We start from the raw sequence: 19,834 nt of genomic DNA, 5'->3' as shown, positions 1-19,834 counted from the left end.
TTTGTGCCAAGGCGTGCCGGTCAGCTGGCCGGGATGTCCTTGGCTGCGACCATCTTGACGGTTTCGATCTTGTCGCCCGAGTATTTCCAGATGTTCACGGGGGTGATGACGTCGCCGTTCTTGTCGAAGTCGCAGGGGCCGGCCACCCCGTTGTAGTTGATCTTCTTTCCGGCCTTCAGGGCCTTGAGCATGTCCGTGACGCGGCCCTGGTCCCCCCCGTCGATCATGTCGCCCGGCGGGTTGGCGATCTTGCGCAGTTCGTCGCGCAGGACCGTGCCCGTGATCTTGGAGGCATCCGTGGCGCCGGCTGCCACCGCAGCGGCCATGGCCAGCCCCGCCACCATGCCGGCATCGTAGGAGCAGGTGGTGAAGGGCGGGAAGTGGTCGTATTTGTACGTGGACAGGTAGGTCTTGGAGAAGTCTTTATAGGACTGCGTGCTGGTGTCCTCGCCGGGGGCCGTGCCGTACAGGCCGTCCATGTTCTTGGCGCCGACTTCCTTGATGATGTCGATGCTGGCATTGCCGTCGGTGAACTGCCATTTCGTGAAGTTGAAGGTGTCGCGGGATTCCTTGCAGATGGCGATGGTGTGGGCCGGGTAGCTGACGATGAGCAGCAGGTCGGGTTTGTCCTTCAGGGCCTGGGACAGCATGGATTTGTAGGTGGGCTGGACTTCTTCCGGGTGAGGCACCTGCGCCAGGACGGTGCCCCCGCGTTTCTTGAAGGCGTTGGCGAAGGCATCGGCCAGGCCCTGCCCGTAGGGGTTGTTGATGTAGATGGTCGAGACGCGCTTGAATTTGTAGTTGGGATCGATTTCGCCATTGACGAACTGGGCCGCCACGACGCCTTGCATGGCATCGGATGCGCTGGTGCGAAAGAGCAGGTCGGCCTTGGCGTCGGCGGGCAGCACGCTGACCAGCGGCGAGGTGGTGCCGTTGCCGATCTGCAGGACGCCGGACGGAATCGTGACCGATGTGGCGATGGCCACCGTGACCCCGCTGGACCAGCCGTTGATGATGACTGGCGTGTGCTGGGTATCGACCATCTGCCGGGCTGCCTGGACGCCAACGGTAGGCAGGGTGGCGCTGTCGGCCGTGACGTGGCTGGCGATGATGGGGCCGCCGAAGACTTCCTTGGCGGCGGTGTTGATCTGGTTGACGGCCAGCCCGACCGCATCGCGATAGTAAGGGCCGAATTCCGCCGCTGACCCGGTCATGGGCAGAACCTGGCCCAGCTTGATGGCGGGCGGCGTGCCGGCAGCGAAGGCGCGGGCGAAGGGCAGGGTGTTGCTGAGCGCCAGCGAGCCACCGGCGACCCCGAGAGTGGTCAGGAACTGGCGGCGTGATGCGGGATGGGATGGATGATCCGACATGAGGAGACTCCTTTTGGTTGGCTAGCACGAGACAGGCAAACGCGGAAAAGGCTCGGATGCTTTCGAGTCTGGCACCTGGGTGCCGGTACTGCAGCCCGGTGCGGGCATTATTTCATTACATAGATTGGCAGGACTTGTGTCAATCGGGGATTGGCTCAGGTCCGATCTGCGCGATGAATGGCCGCTGGAAACCCCCTTTGCTGATAAAGGACTTTCAGTTTGGTTTGCAATCCATTGATTTTTCAGTACTTTATTTCCTGATGAAATGTTAAAAATGGTTGTAAGTGCTTGTTGTCATTGAATAAATTTAGCTTTTCTCCTTGACCGCCTTTCAGGTATCCCGTAGAGTGGGGCAAAGTAGATTTTTGTGTCACGAAGTGGGAGAACATCCTCGTGTTTCAGGGAAGCAGTGCGTTGACTTTAGATGCCAAGGGCCGGATGTCGATTCCGGCTCGGCATCGCGACGTCCTGCTGGCCGAGGAACAGGGGCGCCTCACGCTGACGCGACACCCCGATGGGTGCCTGATGCTGTATCCGCGCGCCGTCTGGGAAATCAAACGCGCCCAGATTGCCGCCTTGCCGGCCATGGCACGGCCCTTGCAGCGCCTGCTGCTGGGCAGTGCCCAGGACGTCGACATGGACGGTGCCGGCCGCATCCTGGTGGCGCCGGAATTGCGCGATGCCGCCGGATTGGCGCGCGAAGTCATGTTGCTGGGCCTGGGTTCGCATTTTGAACTGTGGGACCGCGAGCAGTGGGAAGCCCGCAGCCTGCAGGATGTGAGCCAGCTGGATCCGGCCATTCTTGAGCAGATTTCTTTCTGAGTCCCGCCCATGGCGTATTCCCACCGCACCGTTCTGCTGGAACCGGCTATCGACGCATTGTTGAGCCCCGTGTTCGGCCGTGGTGCGGGGGCGTCGCAGGCGCCGGCGCTCGATGGGGTGTACGTCGACGGCACGTTCGGCCGGGGCGGCCATAGCCGCCTGCTGTTGCAGCGCCTGGCGCCGCAGGCCCGCCTGCTGGTATTTGACAAGGACCCCGAAGCCATCGCCGTGGCGCAGGACCTGAGCCGGGCCGATGCCCGCGTCCAGGTCGTGCACGACGGCTTTGCCACCCTGGCGGATCATCTCGACCGTCTGGGCATCCCCGCCGTGGATGGCGTTTTGCTGGATCTGGGCGTTTCGTCGCCACAGATCGATGATGCGGCACGGGGCTTTTCCTTCATGCACGATGGTCCGCTGGACATGCGCATGGATACGACGCGGGGGCAGACGGCCGCCGACTGGCTGGCCGAGGCCGACCAGGAACAGATCAAGGAGGTCATCGCACATTATGGCGAAGAACGGTTTGCTTTCCAGATTGCAAAGGCGATTGTTGCGGGCCGCCAATCCCGGGCGCTGCGCACCACGGGCGAATTGGCCCAGCTCGTCGCCGGTGTCGTCCGTACGCGCGAAAAGGGTCAACACCCGGCCACAAGGACCTTTCAAGCTATACGGATTCACATCAATGCGGAACTTGCGCAGCTCGCGGACACCCTCCCGGCCGCTCTGACCCACCTGCGTCCCGGTGGGCGGCTGGCAGTGATCAGCTTCCATTCCCTCGAAGACCGCATGGTCAAACAGTGCCTGGCGGCTGCTGCCCGGCCTGGGCAGGCGCAGGCCCGCCTGCCCATTCCTGAAAAGGACATGCCCCGACCCTGGGTGACATTGCTGGGGCGCGTCCAGGCTGATGACGCCGAGGTGCGGGACAACGTGCGTTCGCGTTCGGCCGTGCTGCGCGTGGCGCAGCGCACCGATGAGCCCCTGTCGTTCGCGCAGGCTGCCGCCCTGGTGCGCCTGCCCGGTCAGGCGCCGGCCCGGCGCGGGAGGGCCTCCCGATGATCCGGGTCACGCTGATCCTGGCCTTGCTGCTCATGGCGTCCGCCATTTCCCTGGTGACGGTGCGTTTCCAGACCCGCGAACTGTTCGTGGCCTCCGAACACCTGAAGTCGCAGGCCCACGAACTGGATACGGAATGGCGCCGCCTGCAGCTGGAACGGGCTGAACTGGCGCGCAATGCCCGCATCGATTCCCTGGCCCGGACCGAACTGCACCTGGTTCCCGTGACGCCGGATCGCACGATCTACCTGCAGGAACCGGAAACCGGCCATGCGTCGGCGGGGGGGCGGCCATGAAACGCTTCGGTTTCCACGAAAGCCCCGTCCTGTCCACGCGTCCGGCCTTCTGGCGGGCGCGTCTGGTCGTCATCGTGCTGATGCTCGGCTTCGTCGCGCTGGCGGCCAAGGCGCTGAATCTGCAGATCCTGTCCAATGAATTCCTGCAGCGTCAGGGCGAACGCCGCTACGAGCGCACGCTGGTGCTGCCGGCCTCGCGCGGCAAGATCTTCGACCGAAATGGCTCGGTGGTGCTGGCCTCCAGCGTGCCGGCCCGAGCCATCTGGGTGATCCCGGAGGATTTCCACAAGGCCTCGGACGAACAGGTCACCGCGCTGGCCCGCTTGCTGGGCATGAAGGCCGACGACATCCGCCAGCGCACCCGCGACGAGGACAAGAATTTCGTCTACCTGCAGCGCCAGGTGGCGCTGGACGTGGCCGACCAGGTTCGTCGACTGAAGATCCCGGGCGTGCAGCAACTGCCCGAAACGCGCCGCTATTACCCCGAAGGCGAGGTCATGGCCCACATCGTGGGCTTTACCAACATCGAGGACCGGGGCATCGAAGGCATCGAGCTGGCGTTCAATGACCGCCTGTCCGGCCAGCCGGGGTCGCGGCGCGTGATCAAGGACCGGCTGGGACGGGTCGTGGAAGATGTCCAGGCCGTGGTGCCGCCCGTCGATGGGCAGAATCTGCAGCTGTCCATCGATGCCGGTATCCAGTTCGACACCTACGCGGCCCTGAAGAGTTCACTGGAACTGCACAAGGCCCGCGCCGGCGCGGCCATCGTCCTGGATGCGCGCACGGGCGAGATCCTGGCCATGGTCAATCTGCCGTCCTATGACCCCAACGACACGTTGCAGCGCACCGGCCAGGCCCTGCGCAACCGCGTCATGACCGATACCTTCGAACCCGGGTCCATCATGAAGCCGTTCACGGCGGCGCTGGCCCTGGACGAGGGCAAGATCACCACGAAGACGCGGTTCGACACCGGCAATGGCCGTTATCGCTATCAGGGCGCCTTGATTTCCGACGTCGGGCATTACGGCGTGCTGGACGTGGGCGGCATCATCCAGCATTCCAGCAACGTCGGCATGACGATGATTTCGGAACTGCTCGACTCGCGGGACATGTGGACGAAGTTTTCCGAATTGGGTTTCGGCCGGGTGCCGCAGACGGACTTCCCGGGAATGGCGTCGGGCCGCTTGCGCCCCTGGCAGCGCTGGCGTCCCATCGAGCGCGCCACCATGGCCTACGGCTATGGCCTGTCGGTGTCCCTGATCCAGGTGGCGCATGCCTATACTGCCTTCGCTCGTAATGGCGACATGGTGTCTCTGTCGCTGCTGCGACGAGAGGGCCAGCCTACCAGCGTCCAGGTGTATTCCCCCCAGGTGGCGCAGCTGATGCGCGGCATGCTGGAAGCCGCCGCCGGACCGGATGGCGCCCGCAAGGCCCAGGTGCAGGGCTATCGGGTGGCGGGCAAGAGCGGGACGGCCCGCAAGATCGTCAACGGTCAGTACAGCAAGACCAAATATCGCGGGTCTTTCGTGGGCCTGGCCCCGGTGTCCGATCCTCGCATCGTGGTGGCCGTGTCGATCGATGAACCGAGCGCGGGGGGGTATTATGGCGGCGCCGTGGCCGCCCCCGTGTTTTCAGATATTGTTTCCAGTACCCTGCGCCGCCTTGGGGTGCGGCCCGACGCGCCGGTGGATGCCCTTGTGGCTGTAGCGGAGCAGGGGGGACGCGCACAATGAATACCATAGACATTCTGGCCTGGCTGGACGAGCGAGTCGACCGCCAGGCGAACCTGTGCCTGGATTCCAGGCAAATTCAGCCGGGCGACGTGTTTTTTGCCTGCCCGGGGATCGCCACTGACGGGCGAGCCTATATGGACCAGGCGGCAGCGGCCGGTGCGGCGGCGATCATCTGCGCCGCCGGCGGCCCGCAGACGCCGTCCGAGCAGATCCCGGTTCTGATCGTGGACGGCCTGGGCGGCCTGCTGGGCGACATCGCCCACCTCTGGTACGGGCGGCCGTCCGATGCCCTGGCCGTGATCGCGGTCACGGGCACCAATGGCAAGACCTCGACCACGCGCTGGCTGGCCGACGCCCTGAATGCCGAAGGCATGCCCTGCGGCACGGTGGGCACCCTGGGGGTGGCGCTGGCCGATGGCAGCAACCTGGGCGGCGTGTTGACGACGCCCGACGTGCTGACCTTGCATCGCAGTCTGGCGGCCATTGTGCGCGCGGGCGGCCAGGCCGCCGCGATCGAGGCCTCGTCCATCGGCATCGAGCAAGGACGCCTGGACGGCGTGCGCATTCAGGTCGCGGGCTTCACCAACCTGACGCGCGACCACCTCGACTATCACGGCACCCTGGAACGCTACAAACAGGCGAAGTTCGCGCTGTTTGCGCGTCCCGGCCTGCGCAGCGCCGTCATCAATGCCGATGACGCAGCAGGCAGGGAACTGCTGGCCGGCGTGGCGCCATCCGGACATCGGGTGGGCTACAGCCTGCGCGGCGACCAGCCAGCGGCCTTCCGGGCCGAGGACATCCAGCATGGCGCCGACGGCCTGGTCTTCAATCTGGTGACGCCCGATGGCCGCGCCCAGATCCTCACCCACCTGGTGGGTGAACACAATATTTCCAATCTGCTGCTGGTGGCTGGGGTCCTGCGCGAACTGGGCTGGGGCCTGAGCCGCACGGCCCGGGCGCTGGCGGTGCTGCATCCCGTGCCGGGCCGCCTGCAGGTGGTGTCGGCTGTGGGCGGCGCCAGCGCCGCGCGGCCGCAGCCGCTGGTGGTGGTGGATTACGCCCACACGCCCGACGCGCTGGAGCGCGTGCTGCAGGCCCTGCGCCCGGTGGCGCAGGAACGCGGTGGTCGGCTGTTGTGCGTCTTCGGTTGCGGCGGCGATCGCGATGCCGGAAAACGCCCCCTGATGGGCGCAGCGGCTGCGCGCCTGGCGGACGCCGTCGTGGTGACGACGGACAACCCCCGCACGGAAGCGCCCGAGGCCATCATCGAAGCCATCGTGGCCGGCATGCCTGCGCGGCCGGCCGTGCAGGCGGATCGCGCCAAGGCCATCCTGGACGCCATCTGGCGGGCGGGCGAGCGCGACGTCGTGCTGCTGGCCGGCAAGGGGCATGAGACCTATCAGGAAGTCCAGCACGAGCGCAGCGCGTTCGACGACCGGGAATGGGCTCGTTTCGCGCTCAGCTGGCAGCAGAACCCATTCTTGTCGACGGATACGCGCAGCCTGACGACCGGCGCCCTGTTCCTGGCGCTGCATGGGGAAAAATTCGACGGCCACGACTATCTGGATGCCGCTGCGCGGGCGGGGGCACGCGCAGCCATCGTGGCTCGACCCACGCCTGGGGTCGCCCTGCCGCAGATCGTGCTGGGCGACACCCATCAGGCCCTGATCCGCATCGCCACCGTATGGCGCGGCCTGTTCGAACTGCCGGTGATCGCCGTGACCGGCAGCAACGGCAAGACCACCACCAAGGAAATGATCAGCGCGATCCTGGCCGCCTGGTGGGGCGAAGATGCGCGCCTGGCGACCCGGGGCAATTTCAACAACGCCATCGGCCTGCCGCTGACGGTGCTGCGCTTGCGCGGCCAGCATCGCGCTGCCGTGCTGGAACTGGGCATGAACCATCCCGGCGAGATCTCCGTGCTGGCGGCCATCGCCCAGCCCACGGTGGCGCTGGTGAACAATGCCCAGCGCGAGCACCAGGAATTCATGAGCTCGGTCGATGCGGTGGCGCGTGAAAACGGCGCAGTGCTGCAGGCCTTGCCCCCGGACGGCGTGGCCGTCTTCCCGATGGACGAGGCCTATGGCGACCTGTGGCAGGACATGGCGGGCCAGCGGCCGGTGCGCCGCTTCGGCTTTGCCGAGACGGCCGCCGTGCATGCCGCGCAGATCCGCGCAGGCACGGACCGCACCGAATTTCGCCTGCACGTCGGGCGCGATGTCGCCGCCGTCACGCTGCACGCCCCGGGCCGACACAATCTGCGCAACGCGCTGGCTGCCGCCAGTTGCGCCAGCGCAGCCGGCGCCCCGCTGGCGGCCATCGCCGCCGGCCTGACGGCCTTTGCGCCGGTAGGCGGGCGGATGCGGCCACAGGCGCTGGCCGATGGTTTCCAGCTGATCGACGATACCTACAACGCCAATCCCGATTCTGTGCGGGCGGCCATCGACGTGCTGGCGAGCCTGGATGGCCGTCGCATCCTGGTGCTGGGCGACATGGCCGAAGTCGGCGACCAGGGGCCAGCCATGCACGCCGAAGTCGGCGCCTACGCCCGGCAGTGCGGCGTGCACGTCCTGCTGACCCTGGGGGCAGCCTGCCACGAGGCGGTCCGAGCCTTTGGCGAGGGGGCGCAGGCCTTCGATACGCTGGATGCCCTGTTGCCTGTGTTGCTGGCCGCCCGGCCGGCGCACATTCTGGTCAAGGGATCGCGCAGCATGCGCATGGAACGCGTCGTGCAGGCCCTGCATGCCGATGGCGCCACCGAGGAGGGCGATCATGCTGCTTGAACTGGCTCGCTGGCTGGCAGATCACCACTTCCGCGCCTTCGGCGTGGTGGAATACATCACGTTTCGGGCCCTGCTGGCCTCGGCCACGGCCCTGGCCATCGGCCTGCTGGCCGGCCCCTGGCTGATTCGCCGACTGACGGCCCTGAAGATCGGCCAGGCGGTGCGCAGCTACGGTCCGCAGACGCACCTGCAGAAGAACGGCACGCCCACCATGGGTGGCGCACTGATCCTGATCGGCATCGGCATCAGCACGCTGCTGTGGGCCGACTGGACCAACCGCTTTGTCTGGGTGGTGCTGCTGGTGACCTTCGGTTTCGGCTGGATCGGCTGGGCTGACGATTATCGCAAGGTCGTGCATCACGACCCCGAGGGCATGCCGGCCCGTCAGAAATTTTTCTGGCAGGCGCTGGTCGGCGCAGTGGCGGCCGTCTATCTCAGTTTCGCCGTCGCGGTGCCGGCCAATACCGAACTGTGGCCCTTGTTCCGCGACTGGGTGCTCAGCGGATTTTCGATGCCCCTGCCCGCGCGGGCAGACCTGATCGTGCCGTTCTTCAAGTCGGTCAGCTATCCCCTGGGGGTGTTCGGCTTCGTGGCGCTGACCTGGCTGGTGATCGTGGGCACCAGCAATGCCGTCAACCTGACTGACGGCCTGGACGGCCTGGCCATCATGCCGACAGTGATGATCGGTTCGGCCCTGGGGATTTTCGCCTACGTCGTCGGTCGCGTCGACTATTCAAAATATCTGCTGTTCCCGTACATCCCGGGGGCGTCCGAGCTGATGGTGCTGTGCGCAGCCATCGCAGGGGCCGGGCTGGCTTTCCTGTGGTTCAACACCTATCCCGCCCAGGTCTTCATGGGCGACGTCGGCGCCCTGGCGCTGGGAGGCGCCCTGGGCACCATCGCTGTGATCGTGCGCCAGGAAATCGTGCTCTTCATCATGGGGGGTGTGTTCGTGGTGGAAACCCTGTCGGTGATGCTGCAGGTCAGCTGGTTCAAATACACCAAGAAACGATACGGAGAAGGCCGGCGCATCTTTCGCATGGCGCCGCTGCACCACCATTTCGAGGTCAGCGGCTGGAAGGAAACCCAGGTGGTGGTCCGGTTCTGGATCATCACCATGATGCTGGTCCTGATCGGGCTGTCGAGCCTGAAGCTGCGATGATGAGCACCTGCCAGTTCCCCTCCCTGCGCCGCGACGGCCTGACCCTGATCCTGGGGCTGGGCGAGACCGGTGTGGCCGCCGCCCGCTGGTGCGCGGCCCAGGGCGTGCCGTTGCGGGTGCTGGATACTCGCGACGAGCCGGGCGGGCTGGTGGCCTTGAAACAGGCGGGGATTGCCGCCGATCTGCGCCTGGGCGCGCAGGCTCTCGGCGAAGCCGCCCTGGAGGGCGTGCTCACGCTGGTGCTCAGCCCGGGCCTGAATCCGCACGAGGCCCCGATTGCCGGGTTGCTGGATGCCGCCCGCGCGCGCGGAATCGAGATCCTGGGGGAAATCGAACTCTTCGCCCGGGCGCTGGCAGACCTGAGAGATCAGGGCTATGCCCCTGCCGTGGTGGCCATCACCGGCACCAATGGCAAGACCACCGTGACGTCGCTGACGCGTCATCTGGCGCAGGGCTGCGGACGCAGCGCGCGAGCCGCCGGCAACATCAGCCCGGCTGCGCTGTCCAGCCTGCTGGATGCCCTGCAGACCGACGCGTTGCCGGATGTCTGGGTGCTGGAACTGTCCAGCTTCCAGCTGGAAACCACCCATTCGCTGATGGCGGATGCCGCCGTGGTGCTGAACGTCACCCAGGACCACCTGGACTGGCACGGTTCGATGCAGGCCTATGCGGCGGCCAAGGCGCGGCTGCTGGGCATGACGCGCGTGCGCATCGTCAATCGCGCCGACGCGCGGGTGCTGGCCATGGTCGATGACCCGGCTGCGCCTGACGTGCTCAGCTTCGGGCAGGATGCGCCGGCGCTGGCCGGCGACCTGGGGCTGCTGGTGCAGCACGATCTGACCTGGCTGGCAGCGGTGCCGGCCGTCGAACCCGACCCGAGCGTGCCGCGTCGCAAAACGCGTCAAGCGGCTGAAACCCCATCCCGGCCCCAAGGCACGGCGCAGGCGCTGATGCCGGCCGATGCCTTGCAGATCCGGGGCCGACACAATGCGCTCAACGCGCTGGCCGCCCTGGCGCTGGGGGGCGCCGTCGGGCTGGATTGGGCACGCATGCTGCACGCCTTGCGCGACTATCGCGGCGAGGCGCATCGCACGGAATTCATCCAGTCCGTGGCCGGCGTCGACTTCATCGACGACAGCAAGGGCACCAACGTGGGCGCGACTCTGGCGGCCCTGCAGGGCCTGGGCCGTCCGGTGGTGCTGATTGCCGGGGGCCTGGGCAAAGGCCAGGACTTCTCGCCCCTGGCGCCCGCTGTGCGAGCCCATGCGCGCGCGGTGCTGCTGATCGGTCAGGACGGACCGGCCATCGGCCAGGCCCTGGCCGACTGCGAGGTGCCGCTGGTGCCTTGCGAGACGCTGGAACAGGCGGTGCGTGAAGGCCTGGAACGCGCCCTGCCCGGCGATGCCGTGCTGTTGTCGCCCGCCTGCGCCAGCATGGACATGTTCCGGAACTACGCCCATCGCAGCGCCTGCTTCGTCGAGGCCGTGCGCGATCTTGCGGCGGATCGGGGAGAGGTCGCATGAGCATGATCGCCGATCTCAGCGCCAGCCTGAATGCCGTGCGGCCGGGCCGCACGACCATGCCGACCGTGGACGCCAGCCTGATCATCGCGGTCAGCGCCCTGGTGATGTTCGGTCTGCTGATGGTGTATTCCGCCTCGATCGCACTGGCCGACGGGCCGCGCTACGAAAGCTATGGCCGCTTTTATTTCGTCGGACGCCACGCGGTCTTCATCCTCATCGGCCTGCTGGCGGCCCTGTTCACCGCCAGCGTGCCCATGAAAGTCTGGCAGAAACTGGCCCTGCCGCTGTTCGCCGTCGCGCTGCTGATGCTGCTGGTGGTGCTGGTGCCGGGCCTGGGGCGCGAAGTCAACGGCGCGCGCCGCTGGCTGCCTCTGGGGCCGCTGAACTTCCAGCCGTCGGAATTGATGAAGTTCGCCGTCATCCTGTATGCGGCGGACTACGTGGTGCGCAAGCAGGCGCATCTGCAGGGCTTCCTGCGCGGCTTCCTGCCCATGGCGATGGCCCTGGCGCTGGTGGGCATGCTGCTGCTGCTGGAGCCTGACCTGGGCGCCTTCATCGTCATCGGCGCGATCGCCGTCGGGGTGCTGTTCATCGGCGGCATCAATCTGAAACTGTTCGCGACCCTGCTGACGGCCGTGATGTCCTGCTTCCTGTTGCTGATCTGGCTGTCGCCATGGCGTCGGGAACGGCTCTTCGTCTACCTGGATCCCTGGAACCCGGACAATGCCTACGGCAGCGCCTACCAGCTGTCCCATTCCCTGATCGCCCTGGGGCGCGGCGAATGGTTCGGGGTGGGGCTGGGCGCCAGCATCGAGAAACTGCACTACCTGCCCGAGGCCCATACCGACTTCATCGTCGCCGTGATCGGCGAGGAACTGGGTTTCGTCGGGGTGATGTGCCTGGTGGCCTTCTTCGTCTTCATCGTCCTGCGCGGCTTTGAAATCGCCCGCAAGGCCATGGTGCTGGACCGCGTGTTCGACGGCCTGGCCGCCCAGGGGGTGGCTTTATGGATGGGCGTGCAGGCCTTCATCAACGTGGGCGTGTGCCTGGGGCTGCTGCCGACCAAGGGCCTGACCCTGCCGCTGGTGAGCTACGGCGGTTCGGGCATCGTGCTGAATCTGGTGGCCATCGCCCTGCTGCTGCGAGTGGACTACGAGACGCGCTGCATGATGCGGGGGAAACGGCGATGACACAGCCTGTGATCCTCATCATGGCGGGCGGCACGGGCGGGCATATCATGCCGGGCCTGGCCGTGGCCAAGGCGTTGCAAAGCCTGGGATGGCAGGTGCTGTGGCTGGGCAATCCGGATCGCATGGAAGGCCGGCTGGTTCCTGCTCAGGGCATCGAATTGCTGCCCCTGCAGTTTGGCGGGGTGCGCGGCAAGGGCCCGGCAGCCTTGTTGAAATTGCCGTTCACGCTGGCGTCCGCCTGCCTGAGCGTGCGCCGGCTGCTGCGCCGGTACCGCCCGGATGTCGTGCTGGGCATGGGCGGCTACGCGGCCGTGCCGGGAGGCCTGATGGCCCGCCTCAGCGGGATACCGCTGGTGATCCACGAACAGAATGCCGTGGCGGGAACCGCCAATCGCCTGTTGGCCCGCCTGGCGGCCCGGGTATTGACCGGTTTCCCAAGCGCCTTGCCGGACGCATTGATGGTGGGCAATCCGGTGCGCCAGGATCTGCTGGCGCTGGCACCGACGGCCCAGCGCTACGCGTCCCGCCAGGGACCGCTGCGCCTGCTGGTGTTGGGCGGCAGCCTGGGCGCGGCCCGCATCAATGAACTGGTGCCCGAAGCCCTGGCGCAATTGCCGGCCGATCGTCGCCCGCAGGTCCATCACCAGGCCGGTGAACGCCATGCGGACGCCGTACGCCAGCACTATGAGCGCCTGGGGTTGCAGGCACAGGTGTCCGCCTTCATTCAGGACATGGGGCAGGCCCTGGCCGAGGCTGATCTGGTGATCTGCCGCGCGGGCGCCATGACGGTGGCCGAGGTCGCGGCTGTCGGCGTGGCGGCGGTCTTCATTCCGCTGCCCCATGCCATCGATGACCATCAGACCGCCAACGCGCGCTATCTGTCCGAATGCGGGGGCGGCTGGCTGATGCCGCAGGCCGAACTGGACGCGAGCCGCCTGGCCGATTGGCTGGCCGCCCGCGAACGCCCGGAGCTGGCCGCCGTCGCCGCCCATGCCCGCGAACATGCAAGCTTGAACGCTACGCAGCTGATTGCCGAAGCCTGCGTCCATACCAAAGAGGAATCGGCATGAAACACCGGATACACAATCTGCATTTCGTCGGCATCGGCGGCGCCGGGATGAGCGGCATTGCCGAGGTCCTGCTGAATCTGGGGTATGCCATCAGCGGTTCCGACGTGCAGGAAACACCCGTCACCCGGCGTCTGGCTTCCCTGGGCGCGCGGATCGCCATCGGCCATGCGGCCCAACACATCCAGGGGGCGGGGGCCATCATCACGTCCACGGCCATCCATGCCGACAACCCGGAAGTCCTGGCGGCCCGCGCCGCGCACATTCCCGTGGTGCCTCGCGCCCTGATGCTGGCCGAGCTGATGCGCCTGAAGCGCGGCATTGCCGTGGCCGGCACCCATGGCAAGACCACCACCACCAGCCTGGTCGCCAGCGTGCTGGCGGCCGGAGGCCTGGACCCGACCTTCGTGATCGGCGGGCGGCTGAATGCCGCCGACGCCAATGCCCGCCTGGGCCAGGGCGAATACATCGTGGTCGAGGCCGACGAGTCCGATGCGTCCTTCCTGAATCTGCTGCCGGTGATGGCCATCGTCACCAACATCGATCTGGATCACATGGACACCTATGGCCACGACGTCGCGCGCCTGAAAAGCGCCTTCGTCGAGTTCACCCAGCGCCTGCCGTTCTACGGCAGCGCAGTGCTGTGCCTGGATGATTCCAATGTGCGCGAGATCATCCCCTTCGTGTCGCGGCCCATCACCACCTATGGCATCGACATGCCCGCCCAGGTGCGGGCCCACGACATCCGTGCCGAGGGCACCACCATGGCCTTCACCGTGGAGCGCCGGAGCCAGCAGGACGCCTTGCCGCCGCTGGCGGTGCGCCTGAACCTGCCCGGACGGCACAATGTGCTCAATGCCCTGGCGACGATTGCCGTGGCGACCGAACTGGGCGTGCCCGACGAGGCCATCGTCGAGTCCCTGGAACAATTCCGAGGCGTGGGGCGGCGCTTCACGCAGATCGGCAATTTCCCCGTGTCGGAGCGCAATGGCGGCGGCACGTATGCCGTCATTGACGACTACGGCCATCATCCGGTCGAAATGGCTGCCACCCTGGCCGCCGCCCGGGGCGCCTGGCCGGATCGCCGGGTGGTGCTGGCCTTCCAGCCGCACCGCTACACCCGTACGCGCGACTGCTTCGAGGACTTCGTGCGCGTCCTCAGTTCGGCGGATGCCGTGCTGCTGACCGAGGTCTATCCGGCCGGCGAGGCGCCGCTGATCGCTGCCGATGGCCGGGCGCTGGCTCGCGGGCTGCGGGTGGCGGGCAAGGTCGAGCCGGTCTTCGTCGAGCAGGTGGCCGACATGGCCGCCGCCATCCAGGATTTCGCCCGCGACGGCGATGTGGTGATCATCATGGGAGCCGGGTCCATCAGCCGGGTGCCCGCGCAATTGGGGAGTCCGCTATGAGCCAGACATTCGGGCGCGTCGGCGTGTTGTATGGCGGTCTGTCCGCCGAACGGGAAGTCTCCCTGATGTCGGGGGCGGGCGTGTGTGCGGCCCTGCGCGAATCCGGAGTGGACGCCCACCTGTTCGATACGGGGCGCCAGAGCCTGGCCGAGCTTGCGGCCGAGAACTTCGATCGGGTCTTCATCGCCTTGCATGGCCGCTTTGGCGAAGACGGCACCATCCAGGGCGCGCTGGAACTGCTGGGCATCCCCTATACCGGCAGCGGGCCGCTGGCCTCCAGCCTGGCGATGGACAAGATCGCCACCAAGCACCTGTGGTTGCAGCACGGCCTGCCCACGCCGCAGTTCGCCGTGCTGGACTGCCGGGCCGACCCGGCAGCGCTGGTCGGGAGCCTGGGCCTGCCGCTGATCGTCAAGCCGCCGCACGAGGGATCCACGCTGGGCGTGACCCGCGTGCAGTCGGCCGACCAGCTGCCGGACGCCTTGGCGCTGGCCTGTCAGCATGACGAACAGGTGCTGGCCGAGCAGTTCATCCGGGGGCGCGAGCTGACCGTGCCGGTGCTGGGCTGCGGCGACGATGCCCGGGCCTTGCCGGTGATCGAGATCATCGCCCCCGAAGGCAATTACGACTACGAACATAAATACGTGTCCAACGACACCCGCTACGTCTGCCCCGCCGACCTGCCCGAAGCCCTGAGCCTGCAGATCCGGGATCTGTCGGTGCGGGCCTATCGCGCACTCGGCTGCGAGGGCTGGGGCCGGGCCGATCTGATGCTGGATGCGCAGAACCGGCCCTGGCTGCTGGAAATGAATACGTCCCCCGGCATGACCAGCCATTCTCTGGTGCCGATGGGGGCCAAGGCGCTGGGCATGAGCTACGCCCAGCTGTGCATGGACATCCTGGCGACGGCGCGCTGCAAAGTGCGCCGTCCTGCCAGCCACTAGGAGCCCCACGTGTTTGCGGACGCCCGTCTGACCAATCTGATTGCCAATCTGCTGGCTTTGCTGGCGGTATTGGCCATGGTCGCGGGCGCCCTGACCTGGGTCATCCGGCGCCCCTATTTCACGATCCAGCAGATCCAGTTGGCCCCGATGGCGGGCGCCGGCCTGCAATACGTCAGCCCCACCGGGCTGCAGACCGCGCTGGCGGGCCAGGTGCGGGGCAATTTCTTCCTGCTGAACCTGGACCAGGTGCGCCGCCGCATCGAGACCGTGCCCTGGGTGCGGCATGCGGCGATCCGGCGGGTCTGGCCGTCCACCCTGCTGGTGCGCATCGAAGAACAGCAGCCGTTGGCGCTGTGGAACGAGAACCAGATGATCAATACCTGGGGTGAGGCCTTCACCGCCAACCCCGGGGAATTGCCGGACGACCTGCACCTGCCGCAGTTGAACGGGCCGGGGAATTCCGAACGCCTGGTCGTGCAGCGCTACGCCGAGATCGCCCGCTGGTTCGCGCCGCTGGGCCTGAGCGTGCGCGAGGCCACGCTGTCGCCGCGCTATGCCTGGGAAGTTTCCCTGTCCGACGGCGTGCGGCTGACGCTGGGACGAGACCCGGCAGCCGACGTCGCCGACCCGCACGGTCGCTCCGGTGCCTTGCCGTTTGCCGCCCGCATCGAACGTTTTGTCCAGGCCTGGCCGGCCCTGTCCGAGCGCCTGGGCAACCGAATGATCGCCAGTGCCGATCTGCGCTATCCGAATGGATTCGCCATCACGTTGGCCCCTGAAACCCCTGCTTCTTCCCGACCGTCCAAACCATGACTCGTGACATCAAAGACCTGATCGTTGCACTCGATATCGGCACCAGCAAGGTGGTGGCCGTCGTGGCCGAGATCCTGCCCGACAGCGGCTTCGAGGTGCTGGGCCTGGGCCAGCATGAATCCGAAGGGATGCGCAAGGGCGTCGTGGTCAACATCGAGTCCACCGTGAATTCCATCCAGCGCGCGCTGGAAGAGGCGGAATTGATGGCCGACTGCAAGATCCGCGAGGTCTACACCGGCATTGCGGGCAGCCACATCACCAGCTTCAATTCCAGCGGCATGGTGGCCGTCAAGGACAAGGAAGTGACCGCCACCGACGTGGCCCGCGTGATCGAGACGGCCAAGGCCGTCAACATTCCCACGGACCAGCAAGTGCTGCACGTGCTGACCCAGGAATTCATCGTCGACGCCCAGGAAGACATCCGCGAACCCATCGGCATGAGCGGCATGCGCCTGGAAGTGCGGGTGCACATCGTCACGGGGGCGGTCAGCGCCGCCCAGAACATCGTCAAGTGCGTGCGCCGCTGCGGCCTGGAGGTCCAGGACCTGATTCTGCAGCCGCTGGCCTCCAGCCTGTCGTGCCTGACGGCCGATGAAAAGGAACTGGGCGTGGTGCTGGTGGACATCGGCGGAGGCACCACCGACATCGCCATCTACACCGGCGGCGCGATCCGCCATACCTCGGTCATCCCCATTGCGGGCGATCAGGTCACCAGCGACATCGCTGCCATGCTGCGCACGCCCACGCCGGATGCCGAGGAGATCAAGCTGCGCTACGGCGTGGCCAAGCAGATCCTGGTCGATGCCGAGGAAATGATCGAAGTGCCGGGCCTGGGGGATCGCCCCAACCGTAGCGTCAAGCGTCAGGCCCTGGGGGCGGTGATCGAGCCGCGCATGGAGGAATTGTTCGGGTTCGTGCAGCAGGTGGTGCGCGAGTCCGGTTACGAAGAACTGCTGTCGTCCGGGGTCGTGCTGACCGGCGGGACGGCGCTCATGCCGGGCATGGTCGAACTGGCCGAGGACGTGTTCCTCAAGCCGGTGCGGGTGGCCGTGCCCATGTATGAAGGCAGTCTTGCCGACGTGATGCGCAATCCGCGCTTTGCGACGGTGATGGGTTTGCTGACCGAGGCCCGCATGCAGCGGGCGCGCGGTCGCAAAGTGGCGCAACAGAAAGGGGCCGTCAAGTCCATTCTGACGCGCATGAAGGAGTGGTTCATGAACTGACCCTTCGGGGCAGTCATGGATCGTCAGGGGTTTGTTCTGTTTTTCCGTATGTGAGGGAGTCAATCATGATGAATTTTGAAATGCTGGATACCAGCAGAAACGGGACGGTGATCAAGGTGGTCGGCGTCGGCGGGGCGGGCGGCAATGCCGTGGCCCACATGATCCACTCGGGAGTCCAGGGCGTGGAATTCATCTGCGCCAACACGGATTCCCAGGCGCTGCTGGCCAGCGAGGCTCCGGTGCAGATCCGCCTGGGCCGCTCTGGCCTGGGCGCAGGCGCCAAGCCCGACCAGGGCCGCACGGCGGCCGAGACGGCCCGCGAAGAAATCCGCGCGGCCCTGAATGGCGCCCACATGGTGTTCATCACCGCCGGCATGGGCGGTGGCACTGGCACGGGCGCGGGTCCGGTGGTGGCGGAAGTCGCCAAGGAACTGGGCATCCTGACGGTGGGCGTCGTGACCAAGCCCTTCGTGTTCGAAGGCAACAAGCGCATGCGCCTGGCCGAGGAAGGCATTCGCGAACTGTCCCGCCACGTGCATTCCCTGGTTGTGGTGCTGAACGAGAACCTGTACGAGCTGATGGACGAGGACGCCACCCAGGAAGACTGCTTCCAGGCAGCCGACGACGTGCTGCACAATGCCTGCGCCGGGATTGCCGAGATCATCAATGTCGAAGGCAATGTCAATGTCGACTTCGAAGACGTCAAGACGATCATGGGCGAGCAAGGCCAGGCCATGATGGGCACGTCCATGGCGGGCGGCGCCGATCGCGCGCGGATCGCAGCCGAACAGGCCATTGCCTGCCCGCTGCTGGAAGGCGTTGACCTGCATGGCGCGCGCGGCATCCTAGTGAACATCACCGCCAGCCGTTCGCTGAAGATGCGCGAAACCCGCGAGATCATGGACACCATCCGCAGCTATGCCTCGGAAGACGCCACCGTCATCTTCGGCACGGCCTACGATGATTCCATGGGCGAGAACCTGCGCGTCACGGTCGTGGCCACCGGCCTGGGGGCATCCGTGACGGCATCCAAGCCGACGCTGGTGCCGCATCCGGTCGAGGCACAACGTACCGGCACCGATAATCAGCCCATCCACATGGGTCATGATTTCTCGGGGACGGACGTGCCCTCGGTCATCCGCAATCCGCGTTCCAATGCGTCCGCCCAGGTGCGGGCCCTGGAAGGCGCCGGCATGGATCATTTCGACATTCCGGCTTTCCTGCGTAAACAGGCTGATTGATCACGGGCTGATCACTGAGTCTGCATTACCTCACATCGCGGCTGCCGTCATGCAGATCGCGGCGCCTGGCGCACTCGTCCCTTCCCCTGGGGGCGGGTGCGCCTTCGCATGTCGGATGCGCGCGCACACAGTCGTTTGCATAATTAAAGTCGTGGAAAACCCGTAGAACCGTTACAATGGCCGGATTAGCCATGCCTGTTGCGCCGCTGGCCGCAGTGCGGCTGTTGCCGACCACGAAATCACATGCTTTTACAGCGCACTCTCAAACAATCGATCTCCACCAAGGGCGTTGGCCTGCATTCCGGCCGCCGGGTGGAAATCACGTTGCGCCCCGCCGAGCCCAACACCGGGATCGTGTTTCATCGCGTCGACCTGCCCGAAATCGTCGACCTGCCCGCGCGCGCGGATGCGGTGGGTGATACGCGCATGGCGTCGGTGCTGCAGCAGGGCTCGGTGCGCGTGTCCACCGTCGAACACCTGATGTCCGCCCTGGCAGGGCTGGGCGTCGACAATGTGCACATCGACCTGGATGCCGAAGAAGTCCCCATCATGGATGGCAGCGCCGGCACCTTCGTCTATCTGCTGCGCAGTGCCGGGCTGCAGGAACAGCCTGCCGCCAAACAGTTCATCCGGGTCCTGAAGCCCGTCGAAATCCGCGAAGGCGAAGGCCCCTCCGCCAAATGGGCGCGCCTGGAACCCTACGACGGCTTCGCGCTGTCGTTCGCCATCGATTTCCGCCATCCGGCCATCGACTCTACAGCCAATCGGGCCGAAGTCGATTTCGCCCGGGATTCCTACGTCAAGACCATCGCCCGGGCACGTACCTTCGGTTTCGCCAGCGAAGTCGAGGCCCTGCGATCCATGGGCCTGGCGCGGGGGGGCAGCCTGGACAACGCCATCGTCATGGATGAATACCGCGTGCTCAATGCCGACGGTCTGCGCTATGACGACGAATTCGTCAAACATAAGATCCTCGATGCCATCGGGGATCTGTACCTGGCCGGCAAGCCCCTGGTGGCTCGCTATGTGGCCTGCAAATCGGGCCACGGCCTGAATAATCAGCTGGTACGGGCTTTGCTGGCCCAGCAGGATTGCTGGGAGCTCGTCAGCTATGACTCGCCGGAAACCGCGCCGGCAGCCTACACCCGCGATTGGCAGTTCGCCTGATCGCTCGGGATGGGTCAGGTACTGAACAGTTCCTGCGGGCC

General features: G+C 66.3%; 16 protein-coding genes. 15 read left to right on the top strand and 1 reads right to left on the bottom strand.

The genetic code is table 11. From position 1 onward, the window contains the following. Positions 1-20: 20 nt before the first annotated feature. Positions 21-1,370 (bottom strand): ABC transporter substrate-binding protein, encoded by a 1,350-nt coding sequence (locus VDP74_RS11145; protein ID WP_322999707.1) that lies wholly within the window; start codon positions 1,368-1,370, stop codon positions 21-23. Positions 1,371-1,763: 393 nt separating this feature from the next. Between VDP74_RS11145 and mraZ the strand changes: the two genes are divergently transcribed. From mraZ to lpxC, 15 genes are all read left to right on the top strand, one after another. Further along, positions 1,764-2,192, top strand: coding sequence for a division/cell wall cluster transcriptional repressor MraZ (gene mraZ / locus VDP74_RS11140; RefSeq protein ID WP_322999706.1), 429 nt, complete (start codon positions 1,764-1,766; stop codon positions 2,190-2,192). Between the two features lie 9 nt (positions 2,193-2,201). After that, entirely contained in the window at positions 2,202-3,248 is a 1,047-nt protein-coding gene (gene rsmH / locus VDP74_RS11135) for a 16S rRNA (cytosine(1402)-N(4))-methyltransferase RsmH (protein WP_322999705.1), read from the top strand. After that, complete coding sequence (gene ftsL / locus VDP74_RS11130) at positions 3,245-3,541, top strand: cell division protein FtsL (protein ID WP_322999704.1); 297 nt, start codon at positions 3,245-3,247, stop codon at positions 3,539-3,541. Before rsmH ends, ftsL begins: the two co-directional genes overlap by 4 nt. Continuing rightward, positions 3,538-5,274, top strand: coding sequence for a penicillin-binding protein 2 (locus tag VDP74_RS11125; protein WP_322999703.1), 1,737 nt, complete (start codon positions 3,538-3,540; stop codon positions 5,272-5,274). Before ftsL ends, VDP74_RS11125 begins: the two co-directional genes overlap by 4 nt. Further along, positions 5,271-8,057, top strand: a complete 2,787-nt coding sequence (murF, locus tag VDP74_RS11120) for a bifunctional UDP-N-acetylmuramoyl-L-alanyl-D-glutamate--2,6-diaminopimelate ligase MurE/UDP-N-acetylmuramoyl-tripeptide--D-alanyl-D-alanine ligase MurF (protein WP_322999702.1) — start codon at positions 5,271-5,273, stop codon at positions 8,055-8,057. The genes VDP74_RS11125 and murF overlap by 4 nt, the downstream gene beginning before the upstream one ends. Further along, positions 8,047-9,219, top strand: coding sequence for a phospho-N-acetylmuramoyl-pentapeptide-transferase (gene mraY, locus VDP74_RS11115; RefSeq protein ID WP_322999701.1), 1,173 nt, complete (start codon positions 8,047-8,049; stop codon positions 9,217-9,219). The genes murF and mraY overlap by 11 nt, the downstream gene beginning before the upstream one ends. Continuing rightward, positions 9,219-10,742 carry a UDP-N-acetylmuramoyl-L-alanine--D-glutamate ligase gene (gene murD / locus VDP74_RS11110; RefSeq protein WP_322999700.1) on the top strand — a complete coding sequence of 508 codons (1,524 nt, stop codon included), beginning with the start codon at positions 9,219-9,221 and terminating at the stop codon, positions 10,740-10,742. Before mraY ends, murD begins: the two co-directional genes overlap by 1 nt. Next, on the top strand, positions 10,739-11,932 hold the full coding sequence (ftsW, locus tag VDP74_RS11105) for a putative lipid II flippase FtsW (RefSeq protein WP_322999699.1): 1,194 nt from the start codon (positions 10,739-10,741) through the stop codon (positions 11,930-11,932). Before murD ends, ftsW begins: the two co-directional genes overlap by 4 nt. Beyond that, entirely contained in the window at positions 11,929-13,002 is a 1,074-nt protein-coding gene (gene murG, locus VDP74_RS11100; RefSeq protein WP_322999698.1) for an undecaprenyldiphospho-muramoylpentapeptide beta-N-acetylglucosaminyltransferase, read from the top strand. The genes ftsW and murG overlap by 4 nt, the downstream gene beginning before the upstream one ends. Beyond that, complete coding sequence (gene murC, locus VDP74_RS11095; protein ID WP_322999697.1) at positions 12,999-14,405, top strand: UDP-N-acetylmuramate--L-alanine ligase; 1,407 nt, start codon at positions 12,999-13,001, stop codon at positions 14,403-14,405. Before murG ends, murC begins: the two co-directional genes overlap by 4 nt. Beyond that, a complete protein-coding gene (locus tag VDP74_RS11090) occupies positions 14,402-15,349 on the top strand; it encodes a D-alanine--D-alanine ligase (protein WP_322999696.1) in 948 nt (315 codons plus the stop codon). Before murC ends, VDP74_RS11090 begins: the two co-directional genes overlap by 4 nt. 9 nt (positions 15,350-15,358) lie before the next feature. After that, positions 15,359-16,162: a cell division protein FtsQ/DivIB gene (locus tag VDP74_RS11085; protein WP_322999695.1), complete on the top strand. Its 804-nt coding sequence runs from the start codon at positions 15,359-15,361 to the stop codon at positions 16,160-16,162. Next, positions 16,159-17,385, top strand: coding sequence for a cell division protein FtsA (gene ftsA, locus VDP74_RS11080; RefSeq protein ID WP_322999694.1), 1,227 nt, complete (start codon positions 16,159-16,161; stop codon positions 17,383-17,385). Before VDP74_RS11085 ends, ftsA begins: the two co-directional genes overlap by 4 nt. 65 nt (positions 17,386-17,450) lie before the next feature. Beyond that, entirely contained in the window at positions 17,451-18,626 is a 1,176-nt protein-coding gene (gene ftsZ / locus VDP74_RS11075) for a cell division protein FtsZ (protein WP_322999693.1), read from the top strand. 243 nt (positions 18,627-18,869) lie between these two features. Next, positions 18,870-19,793, top strand: coding sequence for a UDP-3-O-acyl-N-acetylglucosamine deacetylase (gene lpxC / locus VDP74_RS11070; protein ID WP_322999692.1), 924 nt, complete (start codon positions 18,870-18,872; stop codon positions 19,791-19,793). The last annotated feature ends 41 nt before the right edge of the window (positions 19,794-19,834 follow it).

The sequence above is a fragment of the Castellaniella sp. genome (assembly GCF_034674885.1).
In the GTDB taxonomy this organism is placed as follows: domain Bacteria; phylum Pseudomonadota; class Gammaproteobacteria; order Burkholderiales; family Burkholderiaceae_B; genus Castellaniella.
Note: the sequence above shows the minus strand (reverse complement) of the source record. Positions and strands in the feature narration are given on the sequence as shown.